Source organism: Nocardia sp. IFM 10818 (assembly GCF_054655275.1).
Genome location: NZ_BAAHJH010000001.1, coordinates 230,996 through 254,694 on the forward strand (window position 1 = coordinate 230,996; position 23,699 = coordinate 254,694).

The window sequence follows — 23,699 nt, forward strand, 5'->3', positions numbered from 1 at the left end:
GGAGAAGAGCGAAGCCCCGCCTGGGTGGTCCAGGCGGGGCTTCGCCGCGCAATACCTGCCGGAATTACTTGGCCGGCGGGGTGAACGGCTGGTTGATGGTGGTGAAGTACTGCACGGCGGCCAGGATGGCGACCGGGGCGGTCACGAAGATCTGGCCGGCCAGGGTGCCCAGGAAGCCGACGAGGCTGGCGCCGACGAGGCAGCCGCCCAGCGGACCGGCGCCGAACATGAGCAGCAGCGGGGTGGTGGCCGCGAAGGCGACACCGGCGCCGATGACGCAACCCAGGGCCGCGCCGCCGATGCCGCCGGCCAGGGTGCCGATGGTGGCGCCCATGGCGATGGTGTCCTTCAGGCGGTTGAAGGCCGCGACCTCACGGTCGTACTCGGTCTTCCAGGGGGCCTGGTTCTCGTAGGGCAGCGCGACCGGCTTGTAGACGGCCTTGTCGACCTCGAACTGCGGGGTCAGGGTGGCGGTGCGGTCGGAGATCTCGGCCGCGATCGGGAACTCGAAGTCGTCCACGCGGAACTTCAACTCGGTGCCCGCGACGGTGGTGCCATTGGCGGCCTTGATCTTGAAGACGCCGTCCTCGACGACCATGGAGCCCGCATCGGTCCGGATGATGGTGGAGGTCTCGGTATTGGTGGCGGCGTAGTTGATCACGCCGTTCTCGGCCTCGGCAGCGGGCGCGGCGTTGACGGTGCCTGCGGTGACGCCCAGGGCAGCGATCAGCAGCGCCGACGTCGCGGCGAATTTCCTCATCAGCATTTGGTGAAAACCTCATCGAAGAGCTCGGGGGGACAGGGGAATCGAAATCCAGGGCAGCTAACGTGCGGTGAACCGGCTGTGACCATTCGTTCAAAATCCGTTCACCGCGCGGACTTTCCGTTTGGTGGGATTCCGGAAATATGCAGCGTGCGTAAGGTTTTGACGCACCGCAGCCAACCCAGCGTAGGTAACCTGATGGTCTGTTTGTGACGAAGGTCACAGCAATAGGTGATGAATTGCAATGGATTTCGGTGCGAAAGTCGCGGGCCTGCCACGAAATTGCGACATTTGGGATCGAGGGCGTGTTTCCGGGCCGCGGAATTTGTTTCCTTTTGATGTCCGATTGCGCATAACCGGGACCCGGCGGCAGTGTGCGGAACGCAACGTTCCCGGGCCGGTGCCGTGGCCCACCGCGCGCGCGACGTAGGGTTTCTTCTTGTGCGACTGCTCGTAACCGGCGGCGCCGGCTTCATCGGCGCGAACTTCGTCCACCAGACCGTGACTCGGCGTCCCGGCGTCCAGGTCACCGTGCTGGACAAACTCACCTATGCGGGCAATCGGGCCTCGCTCGACCCGATCGCCGATCGCATCGAGTTCGTGCACGGCGACGTCGCCGACACCGCGCTGGTGGATCGCCTCGTCGGCGGCGTCGACGCGGTGGTGCATTTCGCCGCCGAATCGCACAACGACAATTCGCTCGCCGATCCGTGGCCGTTCGTCCAGACCAATATCGTGGGCACCTATTCACTGCTGCAGGCGGTGCGCAAGCATGGGGTGCGCTATCACCACATTTCCACCGATGAGGTCTACGGCGATCTGGAACTCGACTCGCCGAAGCGATTCACCGAAGACACTCCGTACAACCCGTCGAGCCCGTATTCGGCCGCCAAGGCCTCCAGCGACATGCTGGTGCGCGCCTGGGTGCGGTCCTTCGGCGTACAGGCCACACTGTCGAACTGCTCCAACAACTATGGGCCGTATCAGCATGTGGAGAAATTCATCCCACGTCAGATAACCAATCTCATCGACGGTGTGCGGCCGCGCCTCTACGGCGCCGGACACCAGGTGCGCGACTGGATCCACGTGGACGACCACAACACCGCGGTGTGGGAAATTCTGCAGCGCGGGCGGATCGGGCAGACCTATCTCATCGGCGCCGACGGCGAACGCGACAACAAATCCGTGGTGCGCATGATCCTGGAGGCGTTCGGCCGCGATCCCGACGACTTCGACCATGTCACCGATCGGCCGGGACACGATCTGCGCTATGCCATCGATGCCGGGCTGCTGCGCACCGAACTCGGCTGGGAACCGGAATACCGGGACTTCCGCAAGGGCCTCGAGCAGACCATCGGCTGGTACCGCGACAACGAATCCTGGTGGCGGCCGATGAAAGCCGCCACCGAGAACGCGTATACCGCGGCCGGCGAGCAGGTCCTGTAGCCAGGACCGGCGTCAGCCCCAGACGATGCTGCAGTACTTGGCGATGGCGGCGATCAAGGCGACCGCGGTCGCCGCGGTCACCGCGATGGCCGGGCCGCGCGAAGGCGTGCGGCCCTGGGCATCGGTGAGCCGCAAGGGCATCCAGCGCAGGATCACCGCGAAACCGAGCAGCGCCAGCGGCACGAAATAGCGGCCCTGCACACCGTCGATGATGTAGTAGCCGACCGGCGTGAACGACATGTAGAGCGTCACGTAGATCATGGCCACGCTGGCCAGAATGGTCAGCGCGATCAGCCAGGTCCGCACGGAATTCGCGCTCGCGGCGCTCATTCGGTCGGAGATGCCGAAGCTCACCGCGAAGGCCAGCAGGCAGGCCAGAATGGTGAGCGCCGGGACGTCGATATAGGCGAAGCCGAGCTCACCGAAGAACTGGGTGAACCAGCGCTGATCGCGCAGCGCGATGCTGTCGCCGAAGACGCTGAGGAAGTGCAGCGGATCGCCGAGGATGTCCTTCAGCTGATCGCCGGGACGCACCGTGCCCCACTGGTGTTCGGGCCGCATCAGGCTCATGCCGTCGCCGGTCGGGGCGGCGATCCTCATCCACGCCGCGAAGGCCGCGCCGCCGATGGCCGCGCACAGCCACGGCAGCGCCCGCTGCCACAGGGCCGGACGCTCGCCGTCGCCGAAACCGAAGCGGCGCGCGGGAATCAGCACGGTGAGCATGGCCAGCAGCACGTAAGTCGGCTTGCACACCGGTAGCAGCACGGTCGCGGCGCAGGCGGCGACGGTCTCCGGGCGGCTCAGCCGCTCACCCAGGAACAGGCCCTTCACAATGAGCGCCGACACCAGCAGCGCCAGCGCGTTGGTCACCGTGTCCGCGGTGACCGTGCCGGCCTGGAACAGCGCGATGGGCAGCACCGCCACCGTCAGCGCCAGCCACTGGATGCGATGCCCGCGCAGGATCCGGATGGCGAAGCCGACGATCACCACATAGGCGAGCAGGCCCGCCCAGCGGGTCGCCATGATCATGCCGCCGACGCTCAGATCGAGCGCCTCGGCAATGCGGATGCCCGCGGCCGGGGGCAGATACGGAATCGGCGAGTAGGCGGCGGTATTGGTGAACCAGACCTCGGAGGTCTTGGCCGATACCGGCGCGGCGCCGAGCCGGTCGTAGGCGCCCGCGTCCGCCACCATCGGATCCGGCTCCTCCGGATTCTGCTGGTAGTCGTGGAAGGCGTAGCTCATGAGGGCGTCGATGCTCACCGGCACCTGACCGCCCCAGGCGGGCCCGCGCGTGTCGTGGATCTGCTGCGGGGTGATCCCGCCGTGCGCCACCTGATAGGCGCGGCCGAACTGGGTGATCTCGTCATGACCCCAGAACGGCGGGGTGACCACGGAGAACACCGCGCCGAACACACCGGCCAGCAGGACGAAAACCAGGGTCGCCGCACCGAATCGCCGCTCGATCCCGGCCAGCGCCCGTCGCAGCCCCGTCGCCTCGGTCCGTTCCGATGCCCCGGCCTTCGTTCCGGCGGGCGGGATCTGCGCGGGCGGCGCGACGATCGTCTCGGTCTTGTCGAGCGTGCCGGAGCCGTTGCTCGTCACGTCGGTATCCGGGTCGCCCGGAGCAGCCGTGCCGGTTTCGTCCGTTGTTTCCACAACGTCTGATTCTGCAGTGTCGGCGGGCAATCGCGGCTCCTCCCCGGGCAGTGTGGCGTCCGGCTCGGTCCGGACCGTCATCGCCGGGTACCGCCCGGGCGTTCGGTAGCGGGTTCTTCGGCCCCGACGGCGGAATAGCGCAGGTAGACCAGGCGCGCCGCCTCGTGCCGGGAACGGCGGATACCGTCCAGCACCAGGCCCGCGGTCCAGGCCAGCGAGCCCAGCAGCAGCAGGGTGAAGCCCAGGAACAGCGTCGGGAAGCGCGGCACCTCGTGAATCCGGTAGAACTCGATCACGATCGGGGTGATGAGCACGACCGACAGGATCCAGGCCAGGGTGCCGAACAGACCGTAGAAGGCGACCGGCCGCTCGTGCCGGGCCAGGCCGATGATCAGGTTCAGGATCTTGAAGCCGTCGTGATAGGTGCGCAGCTTGGATTCGCTGCCCGCCGGGCGGTCCTTGAAGCCGACCGGCACCGAGGTCTGCGGCACGCGCAGGTGCAGCGAGTGCACCGTCAGCTCGGTCTCGATCTCGAATTCCTTCGATACCGCCGGGAAGCTCTTCACGAAGCGCCGGGAGAACACCCGGTAGCCGCTCAGCATGTCCTCGACGTTCTCGCCGAACACCTGCGCGACCACGCCGTTGAGCACCCTGTTGCCGGTGGCGTGGCCCGGGCGGTACGCGGACTCGCCGGCCTGTTCGCGGCGCACGCCCAGCACATGGTCGTACGGCCCGGACAGCAGCGCCTCGATCATCTTCGGGGCGGCGAAGGCGTCATAGGTGTCGTCGCCGTCGATCATCAAATAGATATCGGCCTCGATATCGGCGAACGCGCGCCGCACCACATTGCCCTTGCCCTTGCGGTATTCGCTGCGCACGATCGCGCCCGCCTCGGCCGCGCGCACCGCGGTGGCATCGGTGCTGCGGTTGTCGTAGACGTAGACGACGATTCCGGGAACGGCGGCCTTCAGGTCGGTGACAACCTTCGCCACCGCTGCCTCTTCGTTGTGGCACGGCACTATGGCGGCAATGCGAAGCTCGGTGGAGTCCACCCGGTCAATCCTCTGATCGGAAGGCGAATACGAACACGGGGAGGGTACCCGACCCGTTGGGATATATGGGTGGGGCGGGGCTGCGGTAGCGTCGGGCCGGTGTCCAGCAGTGAGTCGACCGCGGTGAGCGAGCAAGACCCCGAAACCCTCGTCACCAAGGTCAAGGCGTTTCTACGGCAGAGCGGCGCCTTCCTCGTCGTCGGCGCGATCGGCTTCCTCGTGGACGCCGGCACCTACAACCTGCTGGTGTTCGTCGGTCCGGGCGGCGAAGGGCTGATGTTCGAGCAGCCGCTGCCCGCCAAGATCATCGCCATCGGTGTGGCCACGGTCGTCACCTATTTCGGCAATAAATTCTGGACCTTCTCCCACAAAGAAGGCGGAAGTCCGGCGCGGGAATACCTCCTCTACGCGCTGTTCAATGTCGTCGCCATCGGCCTGCAACTGGGCTGCCTGGGCTTCTCCCGCTATGTGCTGGACCTGTCGAGTCCGTTGGCGGACAACGTCTCCGGAACACTTATCGGCCAGATCGTCGCCGTGGTGTTCCGTTACTGGGCCTATGACAAATTCGTCTTCACCGGGACGCGGGAGAACGATCGTTAGCGCGGGTTCGCACTGCTGCTGGGCGAGTCGGTTGGTATTCTCGCCCCGCCGTGCGTGACAGTGGAGGTGCGTTCCACGCGTCGGGTGTGCCGGTGTCTGTTGTGATCGAGGGATGTCGAGGGATTCATGGATGCGTCGGCTGGACAAGCCGTGACCGAAATCAATGACCGGCAGACCGCCGGAGCCCCTGCGACGCTGCGCGCCGACCATGCGGCGCCCGAGCGGCTGGTGCTACAGCGCGGTCTGTTCCACGGTCCCGCCCCGCGGATCAGCGAGGAGCTGTACGCGGTGGTGAAGGGCGGCAAGGCGCACCGGGAACGGTTCAGCCTGCGCCTGGACAAGGGCGCCAGCGCGCACACCAATACCTATTTCGGCCGGTTCGCCGCCGCGTACTGGCAGCGCTGGACCACCGTCACCGCCGTCGAGGTCGGCATGACCCTCGAGGTGACCGGCAAGACCAAGGTGCGGCTGGCGGCCTCCGATATCGCCGGGCACCGGCGGGTGGTGGCCACCGCGGAGACCCGGGAGACCGGGCGCATCGTGCTGAGCACGAACCTCGACATGTACCTCGACGGCGGCGCCATCTGGGTGGAGGTCGACGCCATCGGCGGCGAGGTCACCATTACCGATCTGGAGTGGACCGCGGTCGCGCCCGATCACGTGCGGCCGGTCGCCATTGCCATCTGCACCTTCAACCGGGCGCCGGACTGCGCGCAGACGGTGGCCGCGCTGGCCTCGGATCCGACCGTGCTGGCGGCCATCGACGCCGTGTACGTGGTCGATCAGGGCACCGATCTGGTGCAGGATCAGCCGCTGTTCGCCGAGACCGAACCCAAGTTCGGCGACAAGCTGCGCTATATCCGGCAGCCGAATCTCGGTGGCGCGGGCGGTTTCACGCGCGGGCTCTACGAGGTGTCCGCCGCCAATGAGCACGCCGATGTCATCCTCATGGACGACGACATCCTGTGCGAGCCGGAAACCGTATTGCGGCTCAATGCCTTCGCCAATATGACCGTGGAGCCGACGCTGGTCGGCGCGCAGATGCTGTTCCTCTACAACCCCGACTACCTGAATGTCGGTGCGGAGGAGACGAATCTGGGCAAGCTGCGGCACGGCCAGAAGGTGTCCAAGGCGCTGCGCAATACCAGCATGCTCAAGAAGAATCAGGAACGCCGCGTCGACGCCGGCTACAACGCCTGGTGGACCTGCCTCATCCCCGCCGAGGTGGTGGCCCGCATCGGCCTGCCGGTGCCGATCTTCTTCCAGTGGGACGACGTCGAATACGGCCTGCGCGCCCGGGAGAACGGTTTCGTCACCGTCACCCTGCCGAACGCGGCGGTGTGGCACGCCGACTTCTACTGGAAGGATTTCGACGACTGGGCGCGCTACTTCTCCTCGCGCAACTCGCTCATCGTCTCCTCCCTGCACGCCGATCTGGATCCGAAAGCCATTACCCGCCAGCTCTTCCGGGAGATCGGCGAATACCTGGTCGGCATGCAGTACGGCCTGGCGCACACCACCCTGCAGGGCATCGAGGACTACCTGAAGGGCCCGGAAGCCCTGCGCGACGGCGGTATCGCCGCCCTGGCCGCCGCCCGCGCCTCCCGCGCGGACTACCCGGAGACCATCAAGCATCCGGCCGCCACCGCCCCGGTCCCCAACGCGCACATTCATTTGCGCCGCGCCGGCGGTGAACCCAGCCGCCCGCTGCTGATCCTGTTCAAGCGCGCACTCAACCAGTGGACCGGCCGCACCCAGCACGGCCTGGTCGGCATCACCCGCGAAGACGCCCACTGGTGGCACGTCTCCCTGTTCGACCACGTGGTCGTCACCGACGCCTCCCAATCCGGCGTCCGAATCCGCAAGCGCGACAAGGCAACCGCCCGCCGCCTCCTGCTCCGCGCCTACAAACTCCTCAAACAACTCCGCAAGGACCTCCCCGCCCTCCAAACCCGCTGGCGCGCCGCCATGCCCGAACTCACCAGCCGCGAAAACTGGGAACGCCTCTACGGCATCAACGAAAAGCCGTAGCGGCGCAGGCGCGGCCGGTGCGGGTGTTTGCGCGCCGCGTCGTGCCGTGGGTGCGGGTGGTGCCGTGGGTTCGAGCGTCGTGCCGTGGGTGCGGGTGGTGCCGTGGGTTCGAGCGTCGTGCCGTGGGTGCGGGTGGTGCCGTGGGTTCGAGCGTCGTGCCGTGGGTGCGGGTGGTGCCGTGGGTTCGAGCGTCGTGCCGTGGGTGCGGGTGGTGCCATGGGCTCGAGCGACGCGGCGCAGGCGCGGGCGGTGTCGGGGCTCGAGCGTCGCGCCGCAGGCTGGGGGACTGTGGGCTCAGCCCCGCTCTCTCAGCGCCGCAGGCTAAGGGGGTTTGGGGGCTTAGCCCCCCACCCCCCTTCCCTTTTCAGGGCCGCGCGGTGAGCAGTGTGCGGGTGGCGGCCGCAATATCCGCATCGAGCCAGTCCGGCATCGCCTCGGCGTGCGCGTGGCGGCGCAGGGTGGCGTAGGGCAGGTCGACGATCGCCCTCGACACGGCGTCGATCTCGCGTGGCCCGGTGGAACCGTAGACGCCGAGGGTGACGCGGTGCAGTTCCTCGATGAGGGGGGCGTTCATGGTGGCCAGGCGTTCGCGGAACTCGGTATCGGGGGCGCCGTCGAGCAGGTCGCTCACCCGCAGGTTGAGCAGGAGCTTCGCGTCCTCTCGGCATTCGCGTCCGAAGGTGATGGACGCGGCGCTCATGGCCACGCCGGCCTCGAGTGGATCCTCGTTGTCGGCCGCGGCGGCGAGCACCCGGGATTGGAAGCGTTCCAGTGCGCGGATCCACGCGGCGGTGAGCACGCCATTGCGATTGCCGAAGCGGTGGTAGAGCGTGCCGACCGGTGCGCCGCTGGCCTCGGCGATGGCGGCGACACTGGCCGCGCGCGGACCGTCGCGCAGCACCAGGGTGCGCGCTGCGTCGAGGATCACGTCGGTGTCGTGCTTCCGGGGAGGTGCCATGAACTAGTACAGTCCTTCTATATGGAGCGTTTGCCCTATATCGATTCGCATTCCAGGATAGTAACCGCAAATCCTGCGCAGACATGGGCCGCATTGCTACGCACGACCTGCAAGAACCCAGACGATCTCAACACACTGCCCTCCGGTTTCACGCTGGACGAGGCCGATCCGCCCCACCGATTGGCGGCGAAAGGGCAGCATCCGTTCTCCCGCTACCAGCTCACCTTCCTGCTCGAGGAGGTGGAACCCGGCCGCACCCGCCTCACCGCCGAGAGCCGCGCGGCCTTCCCGGGAATCCTCGGCCGCATCTACAAGGCCCTGGTGATCGGTAGCGGCGGTCACGCCCTGCTGGTCCGGAACATGCTGCGGCGCACGGCCGACGAAGCGAGGAACTCGAAATGATCATCCCCGGACAGCGATGGGGCGCGACCCCCGCCGAACTCGCCCTGGATCTGCCGTGCGACGACGAGGTCTCCGGCAGCGTCGTGGTCTGCGACCGCGCCATCTCGATCGACGCGCCGCCGCCGGTGGTCTTCGCCTGGCTCTGCCAGCTGCGGGCCGCGCCCTACAGCTACGACCTGCTGGACAACTGGGGCCGCCGCAGCCCCCGCCGCCGCGATCCGAAGCTGACGGAACTGGCTGTGGGACAACGGTTCATGAGCGTCTTCGAGCTGGACAACTTCACCCCGGATGCGCAGATCACGCTCCGCACCGGGGGCGTGGCCGTCACCTACGCGGTGCGCCCGGCCGACACGGGCAGCCGACTGCATGCCCGCGTCCTCTTCCGCGGCCCGTCCTGGCTGCTCCCGCCGGTGATCTTCGGCGACTTCCTCATGATGCGCAAACAGCTGCTCACCCTGAAAGAGCTTGCCGAGCAGGAGAATCGGGCCGCGGTGTAAACCGTGCGCAGCGCGGTCCGGACCGCGGCCCGGCGCCCTCGTCAGCCGGCGGAACCGGTGTTCGGCCGCGGCCTGTTGTCGACCACCGCCCGCACGTGCTCGATGGTCCACACGTGCCGGAACACGGTGTCGCCCGGCTTGCGGACCGGCGGATCCTGCTTCCAGCTGCCCGGCTGCTGGCGGCCCGGCTCCCAGCTGCCGTCCGGGTTCTGGCGGCCCGGCTCCCAGTCGCCCGGCTCCCAGCGCGGCGGCGGGTTTTCCATGGTGTCCGGCTCGGTGTAGGACGGGCACGCCGCCGAGATGTCCCGCTTGCCGCGGGCGGTCACATAGGTCGTCTCCTCGACGACGACCGTCGGCGCGCCGATTCCGGTGCAGGTCACCTCGTGGGTGATGCGATACGTGTCATCCGTATCGTTCCAGCAGGTGACCTGGTCGCAGGAGACGCCCGGTGCCAGCTCCACCTTCGCGGCGGCCGCCTGCGGCGCCGCCAGGCCCACGGCGGCCGCGAACAGGCCGGTGGCAATGCCGAATCCGGCGGCAAATCGTTTCTGTCGCAATGAACTCTCCTCGATTCGTTATCGCCCCCGAAAAGCGCGGGGAGACCGCGTCTCCCGGGGGGATATCGGCGATCGAATCGAACTCGCTACAGAATTGCGTTCTCGCAGAAAGCCTTTCGCATCACAGGAACAAATCGATGGTGAGCGGACCGTCGCCGGGCGTCACCCGGTACTTGTCCAGATCGGTGATCCCGTGCGCGGCGAGCACCTCGTCGTCGATGAAGAAATTCCCGGTGGTGTCCTTACCGGGCGAGGTGAGCACCAGATACGCGGCGTCGGCGTAGATATCCGGCGTGCGGGAGGTGGAGATCATCTCCTCCCCGCCGAGCAGATTCTTCACCGCGGCCGTGGCAATGGTGGTGCGCGGCCACAGCGAGTTCACGCCGATCCCGTAGGTGCGCAGTTCCTCCGCCAAACCCAGTGTGGTCAGCGACATTCCGTACTTGGCAATGGTGTAGCCGAGCGCCATGCCCGCCCACTTCGGATCCAGGTTCAATGGCGGCGAGAGCGTGAGAATATGCGGATTCCGCCCCGCCTGCGCGGAGTCCTTCAGGGCCGGGATGCACAGCTTCGACAGCAGGAAACTGCCGCGGCAGTTGATGTCCTGCATGAGGTCGTATTTCTTCATGGACAGGATCTCGGTGGGCGAGATGTCGATGGCGGAGGCATTGTTCACCACCATGTCGATGCCGCCGAAATTCGCGATGGTCATCTGCACGGCCTGCTGCACCGCCGCGTCGTCGCGCACATCGCCGACGAACTTCAGCACCGTGCCGCCGACCGCCTCCAGCTCCGCCGCCGCGGTGTGAATGGTCCCCGGCAGTTTGGGATGCGGCTGATCGGTCTTGGCGATGAGCGTGATGTTGGCCCCATCGGCCGCCGCCCGCTTGGCGATCTCCAGCCCGATTCCGCGACTCCCGCCGGACATGATCATGGTCCGGCCCGCCAGCGGCTTGGATGCTTCCGTCATGGTCAGCTCCTGTTCCTTGCATTCGCCCCGGTTCCGATGATCCGCGCATCCATGGCGGCGTGAGGCGAAACCCGCTTCCGACAGTAGGCGCGGAATCGGACCTATGCAACGAGTTGCACAACTCCGGTAGTGCAGGCGCTACCCCGCGGGTTCGGTTTCCGATACCCGAAACTCGGGCGTGCGCGCTATCGGCATCGAGAGATCGTCTTCCTAGGCTCGAAAGGGCCGGGCACACCCGGCCCGAACAGGAGGAATGCACCGATATGCGCATATCCCGGCGGTCCCGTGCCGCCTTGGCTGGTCTCGGCATCGTCGCCGTCCTCACCGCCTCGGCCTGCGGGGCCGACAGCTCGGACACCGCGTCCGGCGGTGCGCCGAGCAGCACCGCCCCCGCTGCCGCGGACACCGCGCTCACCCGGGCGCTGGATGCCGTGGTGCGCAATGGTTTCCCGGGGGTGCAAGTGGTCTTCGACGGGCCCGGCGGCCACCGGGTCGTGACCAAGGGCGCAGGCGATCTCGCCACCGGCGCGCCCATCGCCGATGATGCGCGCGTCCGAATCGGCAGCAATACCAAGACTTTCGTCGCCACCGTGGTGCTGCAGCTCGTCGCGGAAGGCAAGGTCGAACTGGACGCGCCGGTCGAGCGGTATCTGCCCGGCGTGGTGCGGGGCAATGGCAACGACGGCACTCGCATCACCGTGCGCCAGCTGCTGCAGCACACCAGCGGCCTGCCGGAATACCTCGCCGGGGGCAGCCCGGAACTCGCGGCCGCGCCGAATACGCCGCAGCTGGAGGTGCTCACGGATGCGGTGCGCTGGCGGACCTACACACCCGAGGAGCTGGTGCGCGTGGCCATGTCCATGCCGCCGCAGTACGAGCCGGGCGCGAAATCGGTCTACACCAATACCAACTACATTCTGCTCGGCATGCTGATCGAGCAGGTCACGGGCCGGTCCACCGCCGACGAGATCAGCACCCGCATCCTCGAGCCGCTCGGCCTGCGCGACACCTACACTCCGGCGCGCGGCGAAACCGGCATTCGCGGACCGCACCCCGTCGGCTATCAGGACATCGACGGCACGCGAGTCGATTTCACCGAGGAGGATCCGTCCTGGGGCGGGACCGCCGGTGACATGATCTCCACCGGTGCCGACCTGAACCGCTTCTTCACCGCCCTGCTGACCGGGAAACTGCTCCCCGCCGCACAACTCGAGCAGATGAAGCGGACCGTCCCCTTCGACCGGGAGCCCGGCAACTCGTACGGCTTGGGCCTGATCAAGCACAACGTCTCGTGCGGCAAGGAGGTGTGGGGCCACGGCGGCAGCATTCCGGGCTTCGGCACCCATACCGGCGTCGCCGCCGACGGCACGGCCGTCGCGTTGACCGTGAACCAGCTCCCGACCAGCGAAGCCACCGCCGAGGTCGTGTCCCGGGCATTCGACGCCGCGTTCTGCGGCTGAAGGAGAAGACGATGCGCATCGGAAAACTCGCCTGCTCGCGCCGGGTCGTGACGGCGGCCGCGGCGGCCGCCCTGGTCGGTCTCACCGGTGCGGCATGTTCGCCCGCCGCCGACGGCGAAACCCCCTCGGACCGGTTCACCGGCCAGCAGGTGAGCTGGCGGGGATGCGATGACGAGCGCCTGGACAAGGCGGGCGCCCAGTGCGCCGACATCACCGTTCCACTGGATTACGCTGCCCCGCAGGGCGAGACGATGACCGTGGCCATCTCCCGCATATCGGCCACCGATCCGGCGCGGCGGCGCGGCATCATGCTCTCGAATTCGGGCGGGCCGGGTGGCCACGGTCTGGATTTCATGATCGATATCTCCGCCGCCATGACTCCCGACGTCCGCGCCCGCTACGACTTGATCGGCATGGATCCGCGCGGGGTCGGCCGCTCGACTCCGGTGAACTGTGACTGGCCGCGCGGCTTCGGCTTGCAATCGGCCGGTCCCGATGCCGCCAGCTATGCGGAAACGGTTGCCACACAGGCGGATCTGGCTGCTCGCTGCGCCGTCACCGAAGGTGATCGCCTGCGGCACATCACCACTCGCAATACCGCCCGCGATATGGATCTCATCCGCACCCTGCTCGGCGAGGAGCGGACCAGCTACTTCGGCACCTCCTACGGCACCTACCTGGGTGCGGTCTACCTCCAGATGTTCCCGGAGCGCGCCGATCGCTTCGTGCTGGACAGCGCGGTCGATCCCGCCCGCTACGGTGCGGTGCAGATGCTGCAGGACATGGGCCCGGCCAATGAGGCCGCCACCGACTCCTGGGCCGACTGGACTGCGGCCCACGACGGCGAGTACCACCTGGGCGCCACCCGGGAAGCGGTGCGCGCCACCGTATCCGAGCTGGTGCGCCGCGCCGGCGAGCGCCCGATCCGGTTCGGCGAGTTCGATCTCACCGAGCACGAGGTGCCGCTGCTGCTGTTCACCACGCTCGATGATCCGCGCAACTACGCCACGGCCGCCCGGCAGATCCGGCTGCTGGCCGATGCCGCCGCGGGCCGGGCCGTCGAACTCGAACCGGAGCTGTCGAAGAGCCTCGCGTTCCTGCTGCGCGCCGAGCCGCAGGACAATTCGGCACAGATGGCCATTATGTGCGGCGACGTCGCCGCCAACCGCGATCCCGCCTGGTACTGGCGCAATATCGAAGCGGCCCGCGCGACCCAGCCGCTGTACGCCGATTTCGCCAACAGCATCACCCCCTGCGCCTTCTGGCCCGACCCCGCGGAGCCGGCCACCGTGGTGGACAACGCGGTCCCGGCCCTGATCGTGCAATCCACCGGCGACACCCGCACCACCTACGCCAATGCCCAGGGCATGCGCCGCGCGCTCACCGGTTCCCGCATGGTGACCCTGGAGAACGTCGCCATCCACCACATCTTCGGCCGCTACCCCAACGCCTGCGTCTACAACGCGGTGAACGCCTACCTCCGCGACGGCACTCTCCCCGAATCGGACTACAGCTGCCGAGAGGACAGCTGAGCCGCAACGGAATTCGAGCGCCGTCTGCCGACGCCCCTTGACTCGAAGTTGTCGGCACGATGCCGCGTCGTCATCCCGGCGTGTTGGTGGCCGGGATCCACTCCGCGGTGGGAGCAGAGGACAGGTCGCCCCACCGTCGAGTTCACCTGGACAGATGTTCACCGGGAACTGGTGGCGGCATTCGCCGAGAGGCCACCGCCACCAGTTCCCGGTCGGTGGTGTTTCAGACGTCGGCGCGGAACGCGGGCCGGTGTGCGCGGGGCACCGGGGGAAGGATCGCTTAGGAATGCTGTGGATAGGTTGGTGGGATGAGCTGGGATGATGTGGCCGGTGCGACTGGGAGGCGGCGGCCGTGACGGCGTGGGTCGGCAGGCAGTTGCGCGGGCTGCCCGCTGCGCTCGGTTATCTGCTGGGCGGCGTGGTCACCGGTCTGGTGGCAATGTTCGCCATGATCGGATTCGGCTTCGTGCTGGGGTTGAGCGTGATCGGGGTGGGGATTCCGGCGGTTCCGGAGGCCATCCGGCTGCTGCGGCCGCTGGCCCGGCTGGAGCGGCGGCGGGCGGCGGGCTACCTGGGCGAACCGATCGAGGTGGTCTATCAGCCGATGGACGGTGATCTCATCCAGCGCCTGCGCACCATGTTCCGGGATCCGGCCAATCGGCGCGATATCGGATATCTCTGCCTGCACGCGGTGTTCGGGACGCCGCTGGCGCTCATTGCGGTGGCGCTGCCGCTGAGCGCGCTGAATCAGCTTGTGATTCCGGCGTATTGGAAGCTGTTGCCGCCCGGCTCGGTCGACAATTACGGGATCGCGGTCGATTCCTGGGCGACGGCGGGCCTGAGCGTCCTGCTCGCCGTGCCGATCGGGGCGCTGGCCCTGCAGGTGCCGCGGTTCGCCCGGTGGCTGGCGCTGGCGGCGCGGGCGCTGCTCGGACCCGCCGAGGGCACGGTGCTGGCGCACCGGGTCGCCGAGCTGACCGAGACCCGGGCGGCGGCGCTGGACGCGCACGGTGCGGAACTGCGCCGCATCGAACGCGACCTGCACGATGGAGCGCAGGCCCGGATCGCCGCGGTGATCATGCAGCTCGGGCTGGCGGAGCAATTGCGCGAGCGGGATCGTGAGGCGTCCGACGACATGGTGCGGAAAGCGCAGGACACCGCCGTCGCGGCCTTGGCCGAGCTGCGCGATGTGGTGCGCACCGTTTACCCGCCGGTGCTCGCGGATCGCGGCCTGGCGAGTGCGGTGTCGGCGCTCGCCGCGCGGAGCCCGATTCCGTGTGTTCTGGATGTCGGCCGATCCGTCGCGCCGGACGGTCCGGGCTCCGTGCTGGCGGACAGCGAGGCGCGCCCTGCCCGGCGGCGGCCGGCGGCGGTGGAGGCGGCGGCCTATTTCGTCATCGCCGAGGCGCTCACGAATGCCACCAAGCATTCCGGGGCGCAACAGCTTTCGGTGCGGCTCGGCGGCCCGCCGGAACTGCTCGTGGTCGAGGTGTCCGATGACGGGGTGGGTGCGGCGCGGGAGATCGAAGGCGGCGGGCTCGCGGGTATCCGGCGTCGCGCCGAGGCCCTGGACGGGCGCATGCTGCTCAGCAGTCCGCCGGGCGGGCCTACTGTGGTGCGAGTGGAGCTGCCATGCGGGTCGTGATCGCCGAAGATGACGCTCTCCTGCGGGAGGGCCTGGCCCTGCTGCTGAAAACCGCCGGCATCGAGGTGGTCGCGGCGGTCGACAATGCCGACGACCTGCTGGCCGTGGTGACCGCGGACCGCCCCGACGCCCTGGTGGTGGATGTCCGCATGCCGCCCACCTTCACTGATGACGGGCTGCGAGCGGCCGTGCGCGCCAGGCGGATTCATCCGGGACTGCCCGTGCTCGTGCTGTCCGCCTGGGTCGAGGACAGCTATGCCGGTGAACTGCTCGGTGACGGCGCGGGCGGGGTGGGCTATCTGCTCAAGGAGCGGGTCGGCAATGTGGAGCGCTTTCTCGATTCGCTGCACCGGGTCGCGGCGGGCGGCACCGCCATGGATCCCGAGGTGATCGCCCAGCTGCTCGTCCGCCGTCGCGCCGACGATCCGCTCGCCGCGCTCACTCCGCGTGAGCGGGAGGTGCTGGCCCTGATGGCGGAGGGACTCGGCAATGCCACCATTGCCGAGCGGCTGGTCGTCACCGAAGCCGCTGTGCACAAACACATCCGGAGCATTTTCGCCAAGCTCGGCCTGGCCGCGGACGATGCGGGGCACCGCCGGGTCCTGGCGGTGCTCGCCTACTTGAACGCCTGATGGGCGGTGTCGGCGTAGCCGCCCTGGGCCGCGCATGGCCGGAGCGTATGCGGCGGTGACGCTGGGGCGGGGTTGCTGGTGGCGGCGATTACCCGTGAAAGCCGCCACCAGACCCCGTGGTCAGCCGTTCCGATCAACGGCGGCGACCACGCTCCTTGTACATCTGGCGCTGGGCCTTGCTGATGCTCCGCCACGCCTTGTCGCGTTCGGCGCGCAGCCGGTTGTCGGTGCGCGCCGCCATCCACTCGTTCTCGCGGCTCAGCTTGCGGTAGCTGTCGAGCCGGCGCTGCGGGAGCTCGCCGGATTCGATGGCCGCCCGGACCGCGCAGCCCGGCTCCGTCGCATGTGCGCAGTCGGCGAAACGGCATGCGGCGGCAAGGGATTCGACATCGCTGAAGGTGCGGCCCAAGCCCTCGGCGGCATCCCAGAGACCGACCGAGCGCAGGCCGGGGGTGTCGATGAGGGTGCCGCCGGTGGGCAGCGGCCGCAGTTCCCGGTGCACCGTGGTGTGGCGACCGCGTTTGTCTCCTGCCCGAACTTCGTTGGTGGCGAAGACATCCGCTTCCAGCAGGGCATTGGCGAGCGTGGATTTGCCCGCGCCGGACGCGCCGAGCAGGGCGACGGTGCCGTCGAGCATGGCGGTCAGCACCTCCATGCCGTAACCGGTGGACGCGCTCACCGCGAGCACGGTCGCGCCGGGCGCCACGGCGCGCACCTCGTCGACCGAAAGATCCGGGGCCAGATCGGCTTTCGTCAGGACGACGACCGGCTGAGCGCCGGATTCCCAGGCCAGGGCGAGCATGCGCTCGATGCGCCCGAGATCCACGTCGTCGCCGGCGGCGCAGATCAGCACCGTGTCCACATTGGCGGCCAGCACCTGATGCGCGGAGCGGGCCTTGGCATCGGAATGGCCGGATACCGCGGCGCGGACGATGGCGGTCCGGCGCGGCAGCAGCTGCCGCACCATGCGGTGGGCGTCGATGGCCACCCAGTCGCCGGTGCACAGCCCGCTGATCTCGGAATTCGAGGGCGGGCACTGGGCGCGCACGATGGCCGCGCGCAGGCGGCTGGCGTAATCGGAGGTGGGCAGCGGCGCCGCCACATCGCATTCACTGCGATCCATGCGGAGCACGCGGGCCGGAATCAGCGAATCACCGAGCAGCGGAAGGTATTCGGCGGCGATGGCCGGGGTCCAGCCGTAGGGAGCGAGCAGGTCGAAATCGACCAGAGACATGATGGGGGAGTCCTTTGTCGGGCACTGAGCCCGTCCCGGGACTCAGCGCTGGGAAATCGAGATGGATACGCGTGCGGCGAAAACTCGCCGGGGCACGACAATCCGCACCGTCGTCTTCACGTAAATCCACCTCCTCGACTCCCTCGAGCAGCCGCTAACGGCCGCGCACCGAACAGAACGGCATCACCTTCTCAGGTCCGCCGAATCCCCGCAACCTATTTTTCGGGGCTGTGTTTGATTTGTGGGGGGGCACCCCCACGCCCCCGGCGGGGGACACCCCCGCACCCCCACAGGGGCTAGCCCCCGTACCCCCCAAGGGGATTCGCCCCTTGACCCAGTTAGGGGGTTGTGGGCTTCGTGGGGGCTTCGGCCTGCGGTTTTCCGAACTGTTCGCGGCGGCCCAGGCGTTGTAGGCGCAGCCATTCCACGAAGCCTGCGGGATCTTTCTGCTGGAGCAGGAAGAACCAGCCGAAGCGGGCCAGCTCTTGCGGCAGCAGTTTGCGCATGCCCGGTTGTGCCATGAGGTATCCGCGGTTGCGGTAGGTGAAGTACCGCTTGACCGGATCGTCCGGGTACTGGGTGTGCATGCGCCCGCCGAGGATCGGCTTGAACTCCTCTGAACCATTGGGGTGCAGGTAAGCGGTCTGCAGGCAGGTGCCGAACGGCAGTCCGGAGCGCACCAGCCGGCGGTGCACCTCCACCTCGTCACCGCGCACGAACAGGCGTAGGTCGGGCACGCCGATCACGTCCACGGCCTCCGCGGAGATGAGCGCGCCATTGAACAGCGAGGCGATGCCGGGCAGGAAATCCTCGTCGCCGAGTTCGGAGCGCAGCCGCCGCCACACCACGCCGCGGCGCAGCGGGAAGGCCAGCCGGTCCGGATCGTCGATATCGGCGACCACCGGCGACACCTCGACCAGTTGATGCCGCCGCGCGCAATCGAACAGTGTGGCAAGCACTTCCGGGCCCTCGGGCCGGCCGTCGTCATCGGCCAGCCACACCCAGTCGGCGCCCTTGGTGAGCGCGTGCAACATGCCGAGCGCGAAGCCGCCCGCGCCGCCGAGATTGTGTTCCGAACCCAGATAGGTGGTTTCGATCGGCTGCTGGTTCACCAGCTCGGCGACCTCGGGTTCATTGGCGTTGTCCACCACGATCAAATGGTCGATGGCTCGGGTCTGGGCGCAGAGCACCTTCAGCGATTCGGCCAGCAGTTCACGGCGTCTGTGCGTCACCACGATGGCGACGACGCGGGCGTCGTCGCCGAAATGCGGCGTGGTGGGTTCAGTCATGCGGGATTCCGTTCGGGTTCACGTTCGCGTTCCATATCCCGCAGCACCGCTGCCACGTGATCGCCCGCCTCCGGGCCTTCGTAGGCGCGCACCACTTCCTCGATGCCGCCGTGCATGCGCACCTGGCCGTGATCGATCCACAGCGCGGAATCGCAGAGCTGGGCCAGGAATTCGTTGGAGTGGCTGGCGAAGACCAGAATGCCGGAGCGCGAGACCAGTTGCTGCAGCCGGATGCGCGCCTTCTTCATGAATTCCGCGTCGACCGCGCCGATGCCCTCGTCGAGCAGCAGGATCTCCGGATCGATGGAGGTCACCACGCCCATGGCGAGGCGCACCCGCATACCGGTGGAGTAGGTCCGCAGGGGCATCTCGAGATAATCGCCCAGTTCGGTGAATTCGGCGATCTCATCGATTTTGGCCAGCATTTGCTTGCGTGTCTGCCCGAGGAACAGGCCGCGAATAATGATGTTGTCGTAGCCGGAGATCTCCGGATCCATGCCGACGCCGAGATCGAATACCGGGGCCACCCGCCCGCGAATCCGCGCACTGCCGCGGGTCGGCTCGTAGATGCCCGAAAGCAGCCGCAGCAGTGTGGATTTGCCCGCGCCATTGTGGCCGACCAGGCCGATCCGATCGCCTTCCTTCAGCGACAGATTGATATCGCGCAGCGCCTCCACGACCACCACATCGGACTGATTGCGCCCGATGGCGCCGCCCGCCTTGCCGAGGAACGCCTTCTTCAGCGACCGCGATTTGGCGTCGAAGATCGGGAACTCCACCCACGCGTTCTGGGTCTCGATACTCACATGGTCAGTCATTGAGCCTTCACACCCAGTAGGGGACGCGGGAACGGAATTGCTTCATGGCCAGTATGGCGACAATCCAGCCGACGACCGTGAAGGCCAGCACCACCACCCAGCTGCGCAGCACGATGGGATCGCCGAGCAGCGGCGCGCGCACGATCTCCAGATAGTGATAGGTCGGCACCAGTTCCACCAGCTTGGCGCGCTCGCTCACCGCGCCGCCCTGATCGTGCAGCGCCTTGGTGCTCCACATCACGGGGGTGAGCACGAACAGCATGAGCGTGGTGCTGCTCAGGATCGGCGCGAGATCGCGGTACCGGGTGCTGAAGATGCCGAAGGCGATGGAGACCCACATGGCATTGGCGAACAGCAGCAGGATGCCGGGAATGGCGAGCACCAGGGTCCAGTCCAGGTTCTTCCACACCCCGAAGGCCGCCAGCATCACCACATAGATGGCCATGTTGTGGACGAAGAAGAGGAACTGCCGCCACACCAGGCGATAGACGTGCACGCTCAGCGCCGAGGGCAGCTGTTTGATCAGCCCTTCGTTGGCGATGAACACGTCCGAGCCCTCGAGGATGCTGGCGGAGATCACACCCCAGACGATCAGGCCGACCGTCACATAGGGCAGATACTCCCGCAGCGGCTGGTCGAGCAGCGTGGAGTACAGGATGCCCATGGCCGCCGCCTGCAATCCGGTGGCGATGGTGATCCAGAACGGCCCCAGCACCGACCGGCGATAACGCTGCTTGATGTCCTGCCAGCCGAGCGAAAGCCACAGCTCACGCTGCGAAAACCCGTCGCGGAAGTCCTTGAACGCGCGACGGAAGGATTGCGAGTCCGACACTAGCGGCACCGGAGCATTGTCCGTTGTCGCTTCGGCCGTGGCCGAGTCGGGAGGGGCAGCAGCAGGCACAGCACCCGACCTTATCTAATAGCCGTCACGTTGCGACGGGAACCTGCCGCCGATCCGAGCCTCCGGGTGTCAGAGGTATTGCCCGCTGCCGCTGGAACCGCTCTGGTGGCGGGGGTCGGCCTGGCTCGCGCCCGGGGGGAGGGCTTGGCGCATTTGTTCCAGCTGTGCGCGAGCCGCCATCTGCTGAGCGAACAGGGCGGTCTGGATGCCGTGGAAGAGGCCTTCCAGCCAGCCGACCAGCTGGGCCTGGGCAATGCGCAGCTCGGCGTCGGAGGGGATCTGGTCGTCGGTGAAGGGCAGCGCCAGCCGCTCCAGCTCCTCGCGCAGCTCGGGGGCGAGACCCTGCTCCAGCTCGCGGATGGAGGTCTTGTGGATCTCGCGCAGCCGGGTGCGGCTGGCGTCGTCGAGGGGTGCGTGGCGGACCTCTTCGAGCAGCTGCTTGATCATGGTGCCGATGCGCATGACCTTCGCGGGCTGTTCGACCATATCGGCGAGGGACTCCTCCCGTTCGCCGGATTCGCCGGAATTCTCCTCGCCGACAACCTGTCCGGTGAACTCCTGCGGTTCCCCGCCGATCTGCGCCGCGGGCGGGATGATCAGCGGTTTACCCTCGGGCCCGACTACGACAATGGATTCGGGTGTGCCATCCGATTGCGTCATGCACCCCATCATTCCGTGCCACCTGCGATCGCGCTAAGTACCCTCGCCCGGCGAAGCCAGCAAACCGTCCCTACCGTTACCGCGGGTTGCCCCTTCCCTTTAGAGTGGCCAGCATGACTTACGACGTCGCAAGGGTGCGGGGCCTCATACCGTCCCTGGGCGACGGCTGGATCCATCTCGACCCGCAAGCGGGCATGCTGGTCCCGGATTCGGTATCACGGGCCGTCTCAACAGGTTTCCGGACCTCCGCCAATACGCACACCAACCGGCACGGCGCAGCCAAGCGCAGCGCCGCCATCCTGGAGGCCGCTCGCGAGGCGGTCGCGGATCTGGTGGGCGGCGATCCGGCCGGTGTGGTGCTGGGTCCCGACCGGGCGGTCCTGCTGGCCTGGCTCGCCGAGTCGCTGAGCTCGCGGCTGGGTCTGGGCACCGGGATCGTGCTGTCGCGCCTGGATGACGAGGCCAATGTCGCGCCGTGGTTGCGCATCGCGAATCGCTATGGCGCGCACGTGCGCTGGGCCGAGGTGGAGATCGAGACCTGTGAAATGCCGGCCTGGCAGTTCGAGGAGCTCATCGGCCCCACCGCCCGTTTGGTCGCTTTGACCGCCGCCTCCCCGATCGTCGGCTCCGCACCCGCCGTGCGGGTGGCCGCCGACCGCGTGCACGAGGTCGGCGGTTTACTGGTCGCGGACTGCTTCGGCGCCGCGCCGTACGCGCTCATCGACATCGACGAACTCAATGCCGATGTGATCGCGCTGAGCGCACCCGCCTGGGGTGGGCCGCAGATCGGCGCGCTGGTCTTCCGCGATCCCGCGTTTCTGGACCGCATTCCGTCCATGTCGCTCAATCCCTATGCCAAGGGGGCCGAGCGCCTGGAGGTCGGCGGGCACCAGTACGCGCTGCTGGCGGGCTTGACGACCTCCATCGACTACCTGGCCGGACTCGACGAGCGCGCCACCGGCACGCGGCGGGAGCGGCTGGAAATGTCGATCACCTCGCTGCAGGACTATCACGATCAGCTGTTCGAGCATCTGATGTCGGTGCTCGACACCATCCCGAACCTGACCGTGATCGGCCGCGCCTCCACCCGCATCCCAACGGTCAGCTTCACCATTTCGGGCATGCAGGCGGAGAAGGTCTCGGCCAAACTGGCCGACGCCCGCATCGGCACGCTGAGCGGGTCGCACGGCGGCAGCCGGCTGCTCGACGCGCTGGGCGTGAACGACGAGGGCGGGGCCGTCACCATCGGTCTCGCGCCGTACACAACGAAATTCGAGATCGATCAGCTCGGCCGCGCCCTCGCGGCCCTGGACAGCTGACCGCTAGGGTTCGCGGATCCGCAGGATCACCTTGCCGACGGTGTCGGCGGAGTCCAGCAGCGGATGCGCCCGCGCCACCTCGGCGACGGGTACCTCCGCGGCGACCACCGGCGCCACGGTCCCGTCGGAGACCAGCGGCCACAGATGGCGGCGCAGTTCGGCAATGATCTCCGCCTTGCTCCCGCGTCCGGACTCCGGGCGGCGGCGCAGATTGGTGGCGTGAATACTGCCGCGTTTGCCCAGCAGCGCAGCCAGATTCAGCTCGGCCGTGACCCCGCCCTGCATGCCGATGATCACCAGTCGCCCGTCGTCGGCGAGCGCGTCGACATTGCGCGCCAGGTAGGCCGCGCCCATATTGTCGAGAATGATGTCCGCGCCGTTGTTCTCGGCCTTCAGCACCGAGACGAAATCCTCGTCCCGGTAATTGATCAAGATGCTCGCGCCCAATTCCGCGCAGCGCTCCAGCTTGGCCTGCGATCCGGCCGTCACCGCCACCCGCGCGCCCAGATGGGCCGCCACCTGAATGGCGTGCGTGCCGATGCCGCTGCCGCCGCCGTGAATCAGCAGCAACTGCCCGCTGTGCAGCCCGGCCGTCATCACCAGATTCGACCAGACGGTGGCCGCCACCTCCGGAAGCGCCGCCGCGGCGGCGATATCCAGATCCTCCGGCACCGGCAGCACCTGGGTGGCCGGAACCAGCACCCGCTCGGCGTAGCCGCCGCCGGACAGCAGCGCGCACACCCGATCGCCTGCCCGCCAATCCCGCACGCCCGGACCGACTTCCGCGATCACGCCGGAACATTCCAGCCCGAGAATCTCGCTCGCGCCCGGCGGCGGCGGATAGAAACCCTGCCGTTGCAGCAGGTCGGCGCGGTTCACCCCGGCCGCCACCACATCGATCAGCACCTCACCCGGCCCGGGCGCGGGCAGGTCGGGCGCCTGCGCCCAGGACATGACTTCCGGTCCACCGAATCCGTCGAGCGTCACCGCATACATGAAAGCGAGCGTACGACGGGCACTCACCGATTACTGTCAGGTCGTCCTGGGCGGGAGCACAGCATCCTGTCAGCTTCGCCGGGCATTGTGAGATCCGAAAGGAGTTCCATGATCACCTTCCTGACCATTCTCGCCGCCATGATCCTGCTGACCGCCATGGCCATTTCCGGATTCGTCGCCGACGAGTCCCCGCGCGCCCTGGTGCGCGTGCGCAGCCGTCATCGCTGAAAGTTCCGGCGTCGTATCGCTGAAAAACAGCGCCGAAAAGAACTTCCGAC

The 23,699-nt window shown here is 67.7% G+C and carries 22 protein-coding genes; 10 read left to right on the plus strand and 12 right to left on the minus strand.

Annotated features, from left to right (window positions below; translation table 11 throughout):
- Positions 1-64: 64 nt before the first annotated feature.
- Positions 65-766 (minus strand): DUF8020 domain-containing protein, encoded by a 702-nt coding sequence (locus tag ACYQ5L_RS01030; RefSeq protein WP_459954944.1) that lies wholly within the window; start codon positions 764-766, stop codon positions 65-67.
- A 438-nt stretch (positions 767-1,204) separates the two neighbouring features.
- Between ACYQ5L_RS01030 and rfbB the strand changes: the two genes are divergently transcribed.
- A complete protein-coding gene (rfbB, locus tag ACYQ5L_RS01035; RefSeq protein WP_459954945.1) occupies positions 1,205-2,209 on the plus strand; it encodes a dTDP-glucose 4,6-dehydratase in 1,005 nt (334 codons plus the stop codon).
- Between the two features lie 12 nt (positions 2,210-2,221).
- Here rfbB and ACYQ5L_RS01040 read toward each other — a convergent pair whose 3' ends face one another.
- Together ACYQ5L_RS01040 and ACYQ5L_RS01045 are read right to left on the minus strand one after the other, a co-directional pair.
- The gene (locus ACYQ5L_RS01040; RefSeq protein WP_459954946.1) at positions 2,222-3,868 is read right to left on the minus strand and encodes a DUF2142 domain-containing protein; all 1,647 of its coding nucleotides are present in this window, start codon (positions 3,866-3,868) and stop codon (positions 2,222-2,224) included.
- A gap of 77 nt (positions 3,869-3,945) precedes the next feature.
- Complete coding sequence (locus ACYQ5L_RS01045) at positions 3,946-4,920, minus strand: glycosyltransferase (RefSeq protein ID WP_459954947.1); 975 nt, start codon at positions 4,918-4,920, stop codon at positions 3,946-3,948.
- 99 nt (positions 4,921-5,019) lie between these two features.
- On the opposite strand from ACYQ5L_RS01045, the gene ACYQ5L_RS01050 reads away from it, so the two are divergent.
- Positions 5,020-5,520 (plus strand): GtrA family protein, encoded by a 501-nt coding sequence (locus tag ACYQ5L_RS01050; protein ID WP_459954948.1) that lies wholly within the window; start codon positions 5,020-5,022, stop codon positions 5,518-5,520.
- Between the two features lie 126 nt (positions 5,521-5,646).
- A complete protein-coding gene (locus ACYQ5L_RS01055; RefSeq protein WP_459954949.1) occupies positions 5,647-7,551 on the plus strand; it encodes a glycosyltransferase in 1,905 nt (634 codons plus the stop codon).
- Between the two features lie 364 nt (positions 7,552-7,915).
- Here the strand turns inward: ACYQ5L_RS01055 and ACYQ5L_RS01060 are convergent, their stop codons facing one another.
- The gene (locus ACYQ5L_RS01060; protein WP_459954950.1) at positions 7,916-8,509 is read right to left on the minus strand and encodes a TetR/AcrR family transcriptional regulator; all 594 of its coding nucleotides are present in this window, start codon (positions 8,507-8,509) and stop codon (positions 7,916-7,918) included.
- A gap of 93 nt (positions 8,510-8,602) precedes the next feature.
- On the opposite strand from ACYQ5L_RS01060, the gene ACYQ5L_RS01065 reads away from it, so the two are divergent.
- Positions 8,603-8,911: an SRPBCC family protein gene (locus tag ACYQ5L_RS01065; RefSeq protein ID WP_459954951.1), complete on the plus strand. Its 309-nt coding sequence runs from the start codon at positions 8,603-8,605 to the stop codon at positions 8,909-8,911.
- Positions 8,908-9,408, plus strand: coding sequence for an SRPBCC family protein (locus ACYQ5L_RS01070; protein ID WP_459954952.1), 501 nt, complete (start codon positions 8,908-8,910; stop codon positions 9,406-9,408). Before ACYQ5L_RS01065 ends, ACYQ5L_RS01070 begins: the two co-directional genes overlap by 4 nt.
- Before the next feature lie 41 nt (positions 9,409-9,449).
- On the opposite strand, the gene ACYQ5L_RS01075 is transcribed toward ACYQ5L_RS01070, so the two are convergent.
- Both ACYQ5L_RS01075 and ACYQ5L_RS01080 read right to left on the minus strand, forming a co-directional pair.
- A complete protein-coding gene (locus ACYQ5L_RS01075; protein WP_459954953.1) occupies positions 9,450-9,965 on the minus strand; it encodes a hypothetical protein in 516 nt (171 codons plus the stop codon).
- 121 nt (positions 9,966-10,086) lie between these two features.
- A complete protein-coding gene (locus tag ACYQ5L_RS01080; RefSeq protein ID WP_459954954.1) occupies positions 10,087-10,935 on the minus strand; it encodes an SDR family oxidoreductase in 849 nt (282 codons plus the stop codon).
- A 263-nt stretch (positions 10,936-11,198) separates the two neighbouring features.
- Between ACYQ5L_RS01080 and ACYQ5L_RS01085 the strand changes: the two genes are divergently transcribed.
- The 4 genes from ACYQ5L_RS01085 to ACYQ5L_RS01100 all read left to right on the plus strand — a co-directional run bounded on the left by ACYQ5L_RS01085 (position 11,199) and on the right by ACYQ5L_RS01100 (position 16,204).
- Positions 11,199-12,395: a serine hydrolase domain-containing protein gene (locus tag ACYQ5L_RS01085; protein ID WP_459954955.1), complete on the plus strand. Its 1,197-nt coding sequence runs from the start codon at positions 11,199-11,201 to the stop codon at positions 12,393-12,395.
- Positions 12,396-12,406: 11 nt separating this feature from the next.
- Positions 12,407-13,927, plus strand: coding sequence for an alpha/beta hydrolase (locus ACYQ5L_RS01090; protein WP_459954956.1), 1,521 nt, complete (start codon positions 12,407-12,409; stop codon positions 13,925-13,927).
- A gap of 352 nt (positions 13,928-14,279) precedes the next feature.
- Positions 14,280-15,572 (plus strand): sensor histidine kinase, encoded by a 1,293-nt coding sequence (locus tag ACYQ5L_RS01095; RefSeq protein ID WP_459954957.1) that lies wholly within the window; start codon positions 14,280-14,282, stop codon positions 15,570-15,572.
- Complete coding sequence (locus tag ACYQ5L_RS01100) at positions 15,560-16,204, plus strand: response regulator (protein WP_459954958.1); 645 nt, start codon at positions 15,560-15,562, stop codon at positions 16,202-16,204. The genes ACYQ5L_RS01095 and ACYQ5L_RS01100 overlap by 13 nt, the downstream gene beginning before the upstream one ends.
- Before the next feature lie 133 nt (positions 16,205-16,337).
- Here ACYQ5L_RS01100 and rsgA read toward each other — a convergent pair whose 3' ends face one another.
- The 5 genes from rsgA to ACYQ5L_RS01125 form a co-directional block, all read right to left on the minus strand.
- Positions 16,338-17,438 (minus strand): ribosome small subunit-dependent GTPase A, encoded by a 1,101-nt coding sequence (rsgA, locus tag ACYQ5L_RS01105; RefSeq protein ID WP_459954959.1) that lies wholly within the window; start codon positions 17,436-17,438, stop codon positions 16,338-16,340.
- A 338-nt stretch (positions 17,439-17,776) separates the two neighbouring features.
- Positions 17,777-18,727, minus strand: coding sequence for a galactofuranosyltransferase GlfT1 (gene glfT1, locus ACYQ5L_RS01110; protein WP_459954960.1), 951 nt, complete (start codon positions 18,725-18,727; stop codon positions 17,777-17,779).
- Positions 18,724-19,545 (minus strand): galactan export ABC transporter ATP-binding subunit Wzt/RfbE, encoded by an 822-nt coding sequence (wzt, locus tag ACYQ5L_RS01115; protein ID WP_379194046.1) that lies wholly within the window; start codon positions 19,543-19,545, stop codon positions 18,724-18,726. The genes glfT1 and wzt overlap by 4 nt, the downstream gene beginning before the upstream one ends.
- Positions 19,546-19,552: 7 nt before the next feature.
- On the minus strand, positions 19,553-20,386 hold the full coding sequence (gene wzm / locus ACYQ5L_RS01120) for a galactan export ABC transporter permease subunit Wzm/RfbD (protein ID WP_459954961.1): 834 nt from the start codon (positions 20,384-20,386) through the stop codon (positions 19,553-19,555).
- A 129-nt stretch (positions 20,387-20,515) separates the two neighbouring features.
- Positions 20,516-21,106 (minus strand): bacterial proteasome activator family protein, encoded by a 591-nt coding sequence (locus ACYQ5L_RS01125; protein ID WP_459954962.1) that lies wholly within the window; start codon positions 21,104-21,106, stop codon positions 20,516-20,518.
- A 113-nt stretch (positions 21,107-21,219) separates the two neighbouring features.
- Here ACYQ5L_RS01125 and ACYQ5L_RS01130 point away from each other — a divergent pair, with 113 nt between their 5' ends.
- On the plus strand, positions 21,220-22,425 hold the full coding sequence (locus tag ACYQ5L_RS01130) for a cysteine desulfurase-like protein (protein WP_379194049.1): 1,206 nt from the start codon (positions 21,220-21,222) through the stop codon (positions 22,423-22,425).
- A gap of 3 nt (positions 22,426-22,428) precedes the next feature.
- Here ACYQ5L_RS01130 and ACYQ5L_RS01135 read toward each other — a convergent pair whose 3' ends face one another.
- A complete protein-coding gene (locus tag ACYQ5L_RS01135; RefSeq protein WP_459954963.1) occupies positions 22,429-23,421 on the minus strand; it encodes an NAD(P)H-quinone oxidoreductase in 993 nt (330 codons plus the stop codon).
- Positions 23,422-23,699 lie beyond the last annotated feature (278 nt).

What these genes read in the sequence shown, in the direction of transcription:
- ACYQ5L_RS01085 (WP_459954955.1), top strand. Translation starts at nt 11,199, where the DNA reads ATGCGCATATCCCGGCGGTCCCGTGCCGCCTTGGCTGGTCTCGGCATC.
- ACYQ5L_RS01090 (WP_459954956.1), top strand. Translation starts at nt 12,407, where the DNA reads ATGCGCATCGGAAAACTCGCCTGCTCGCGCCGGGTCGTGACGGCGGCC.
- ACYQ5L_RS01125 (WP_459954962.1), bottom strand. Translation starts at nt 21,106, where the DNA reads ATGACGCAATCGGATGGCACACCCGAATCCATTGTCGTAGTCGGGCCC.
- ACYQ5L_RS01055 (WP_459954949.1), top strand. Translation starts at nt 5,647, where the DNA reads ATGGATGCGTCGGCTGGACAAGCCGTGACCGAAATCAATGACCGGCAG.
- ACYQ5L_RS01135 (WP_459954963.1), bottom strand. Translation starts at nt 23,421, where the DNA reads ATGTATGCGGTGACGCTCGACGGATTCGGTGGACCGGAAGTCATGTCC.
- glfT1 (WP_459954960.1), bottom strand. Translation starts at nt 18,727, where the DNA reads ATGACTGAACCCACCACGCCGCATTTCGGCGACGACGCCCGCGTCGTC.
- ACYQ5L_RS01130 (WP_379194049.1), top strand. Translation starts at nt 21,220, where the DNA reads ATGACTTACGACGTCGCAAGGGTGCGGGGCCTCATACCGTCCCTGGGC.
- ACYQ5L_RS01070 (WP_459954952.1), top strand. Translation starts at nt 8,908, where the DNA reads ATGATCATCCCCGGACAGCGATGGGGCGCGACCCCCGCCGAACTCGCC.
- ACYQ5L_RS01030 (WP_459954944.1), bottom strand. Translation starts at nt 766, where the DNA reads ATGCTGATGAGGAAATTCGCCGCGACGTCGGCGCTGCTGATCGCTGCC.
- ACYQ5L_RS01060 (WP_459954950.1), bottom strand. Translation starts at nt 8,509, where the DNA reads ATGGCACCTCCCCGGAAGCACGACACCGACGTGATCCTCGACGCAGCG.
- rsgA (WP_459954959.1), bottom strand. Translation starts at nt 17,438, where the DNA reads ATGTCTCTGGTCGATTTCGACCTGCTCGCTCCCTACGGCTGGACCCCG.
- ACYQ5L_RS01080 (WP_459954954.1), bottom strand. Translation starts at nt 10,935, where the DNA reads ATGACGGAAGCATCCAAGCCGCTGGCGGGCCGGACCATGATCATGTCC.
- ACYQ5L_RS01100 (WP_459954958.1), top strand. Translation starts at nt 15,560, where the DNA reads ATGCGGGTCGTGATCGCCGAAGATGACGCTCTCCTGCGGGAGGGCCTG.
- wzt (WP_379194046.1), bottom strand. Translation starts at nt 19,545, where the DNA reads ATGACTGACCATGTGAGTATCGAGACCCAGAACGCGTGGGTGGAGTTC.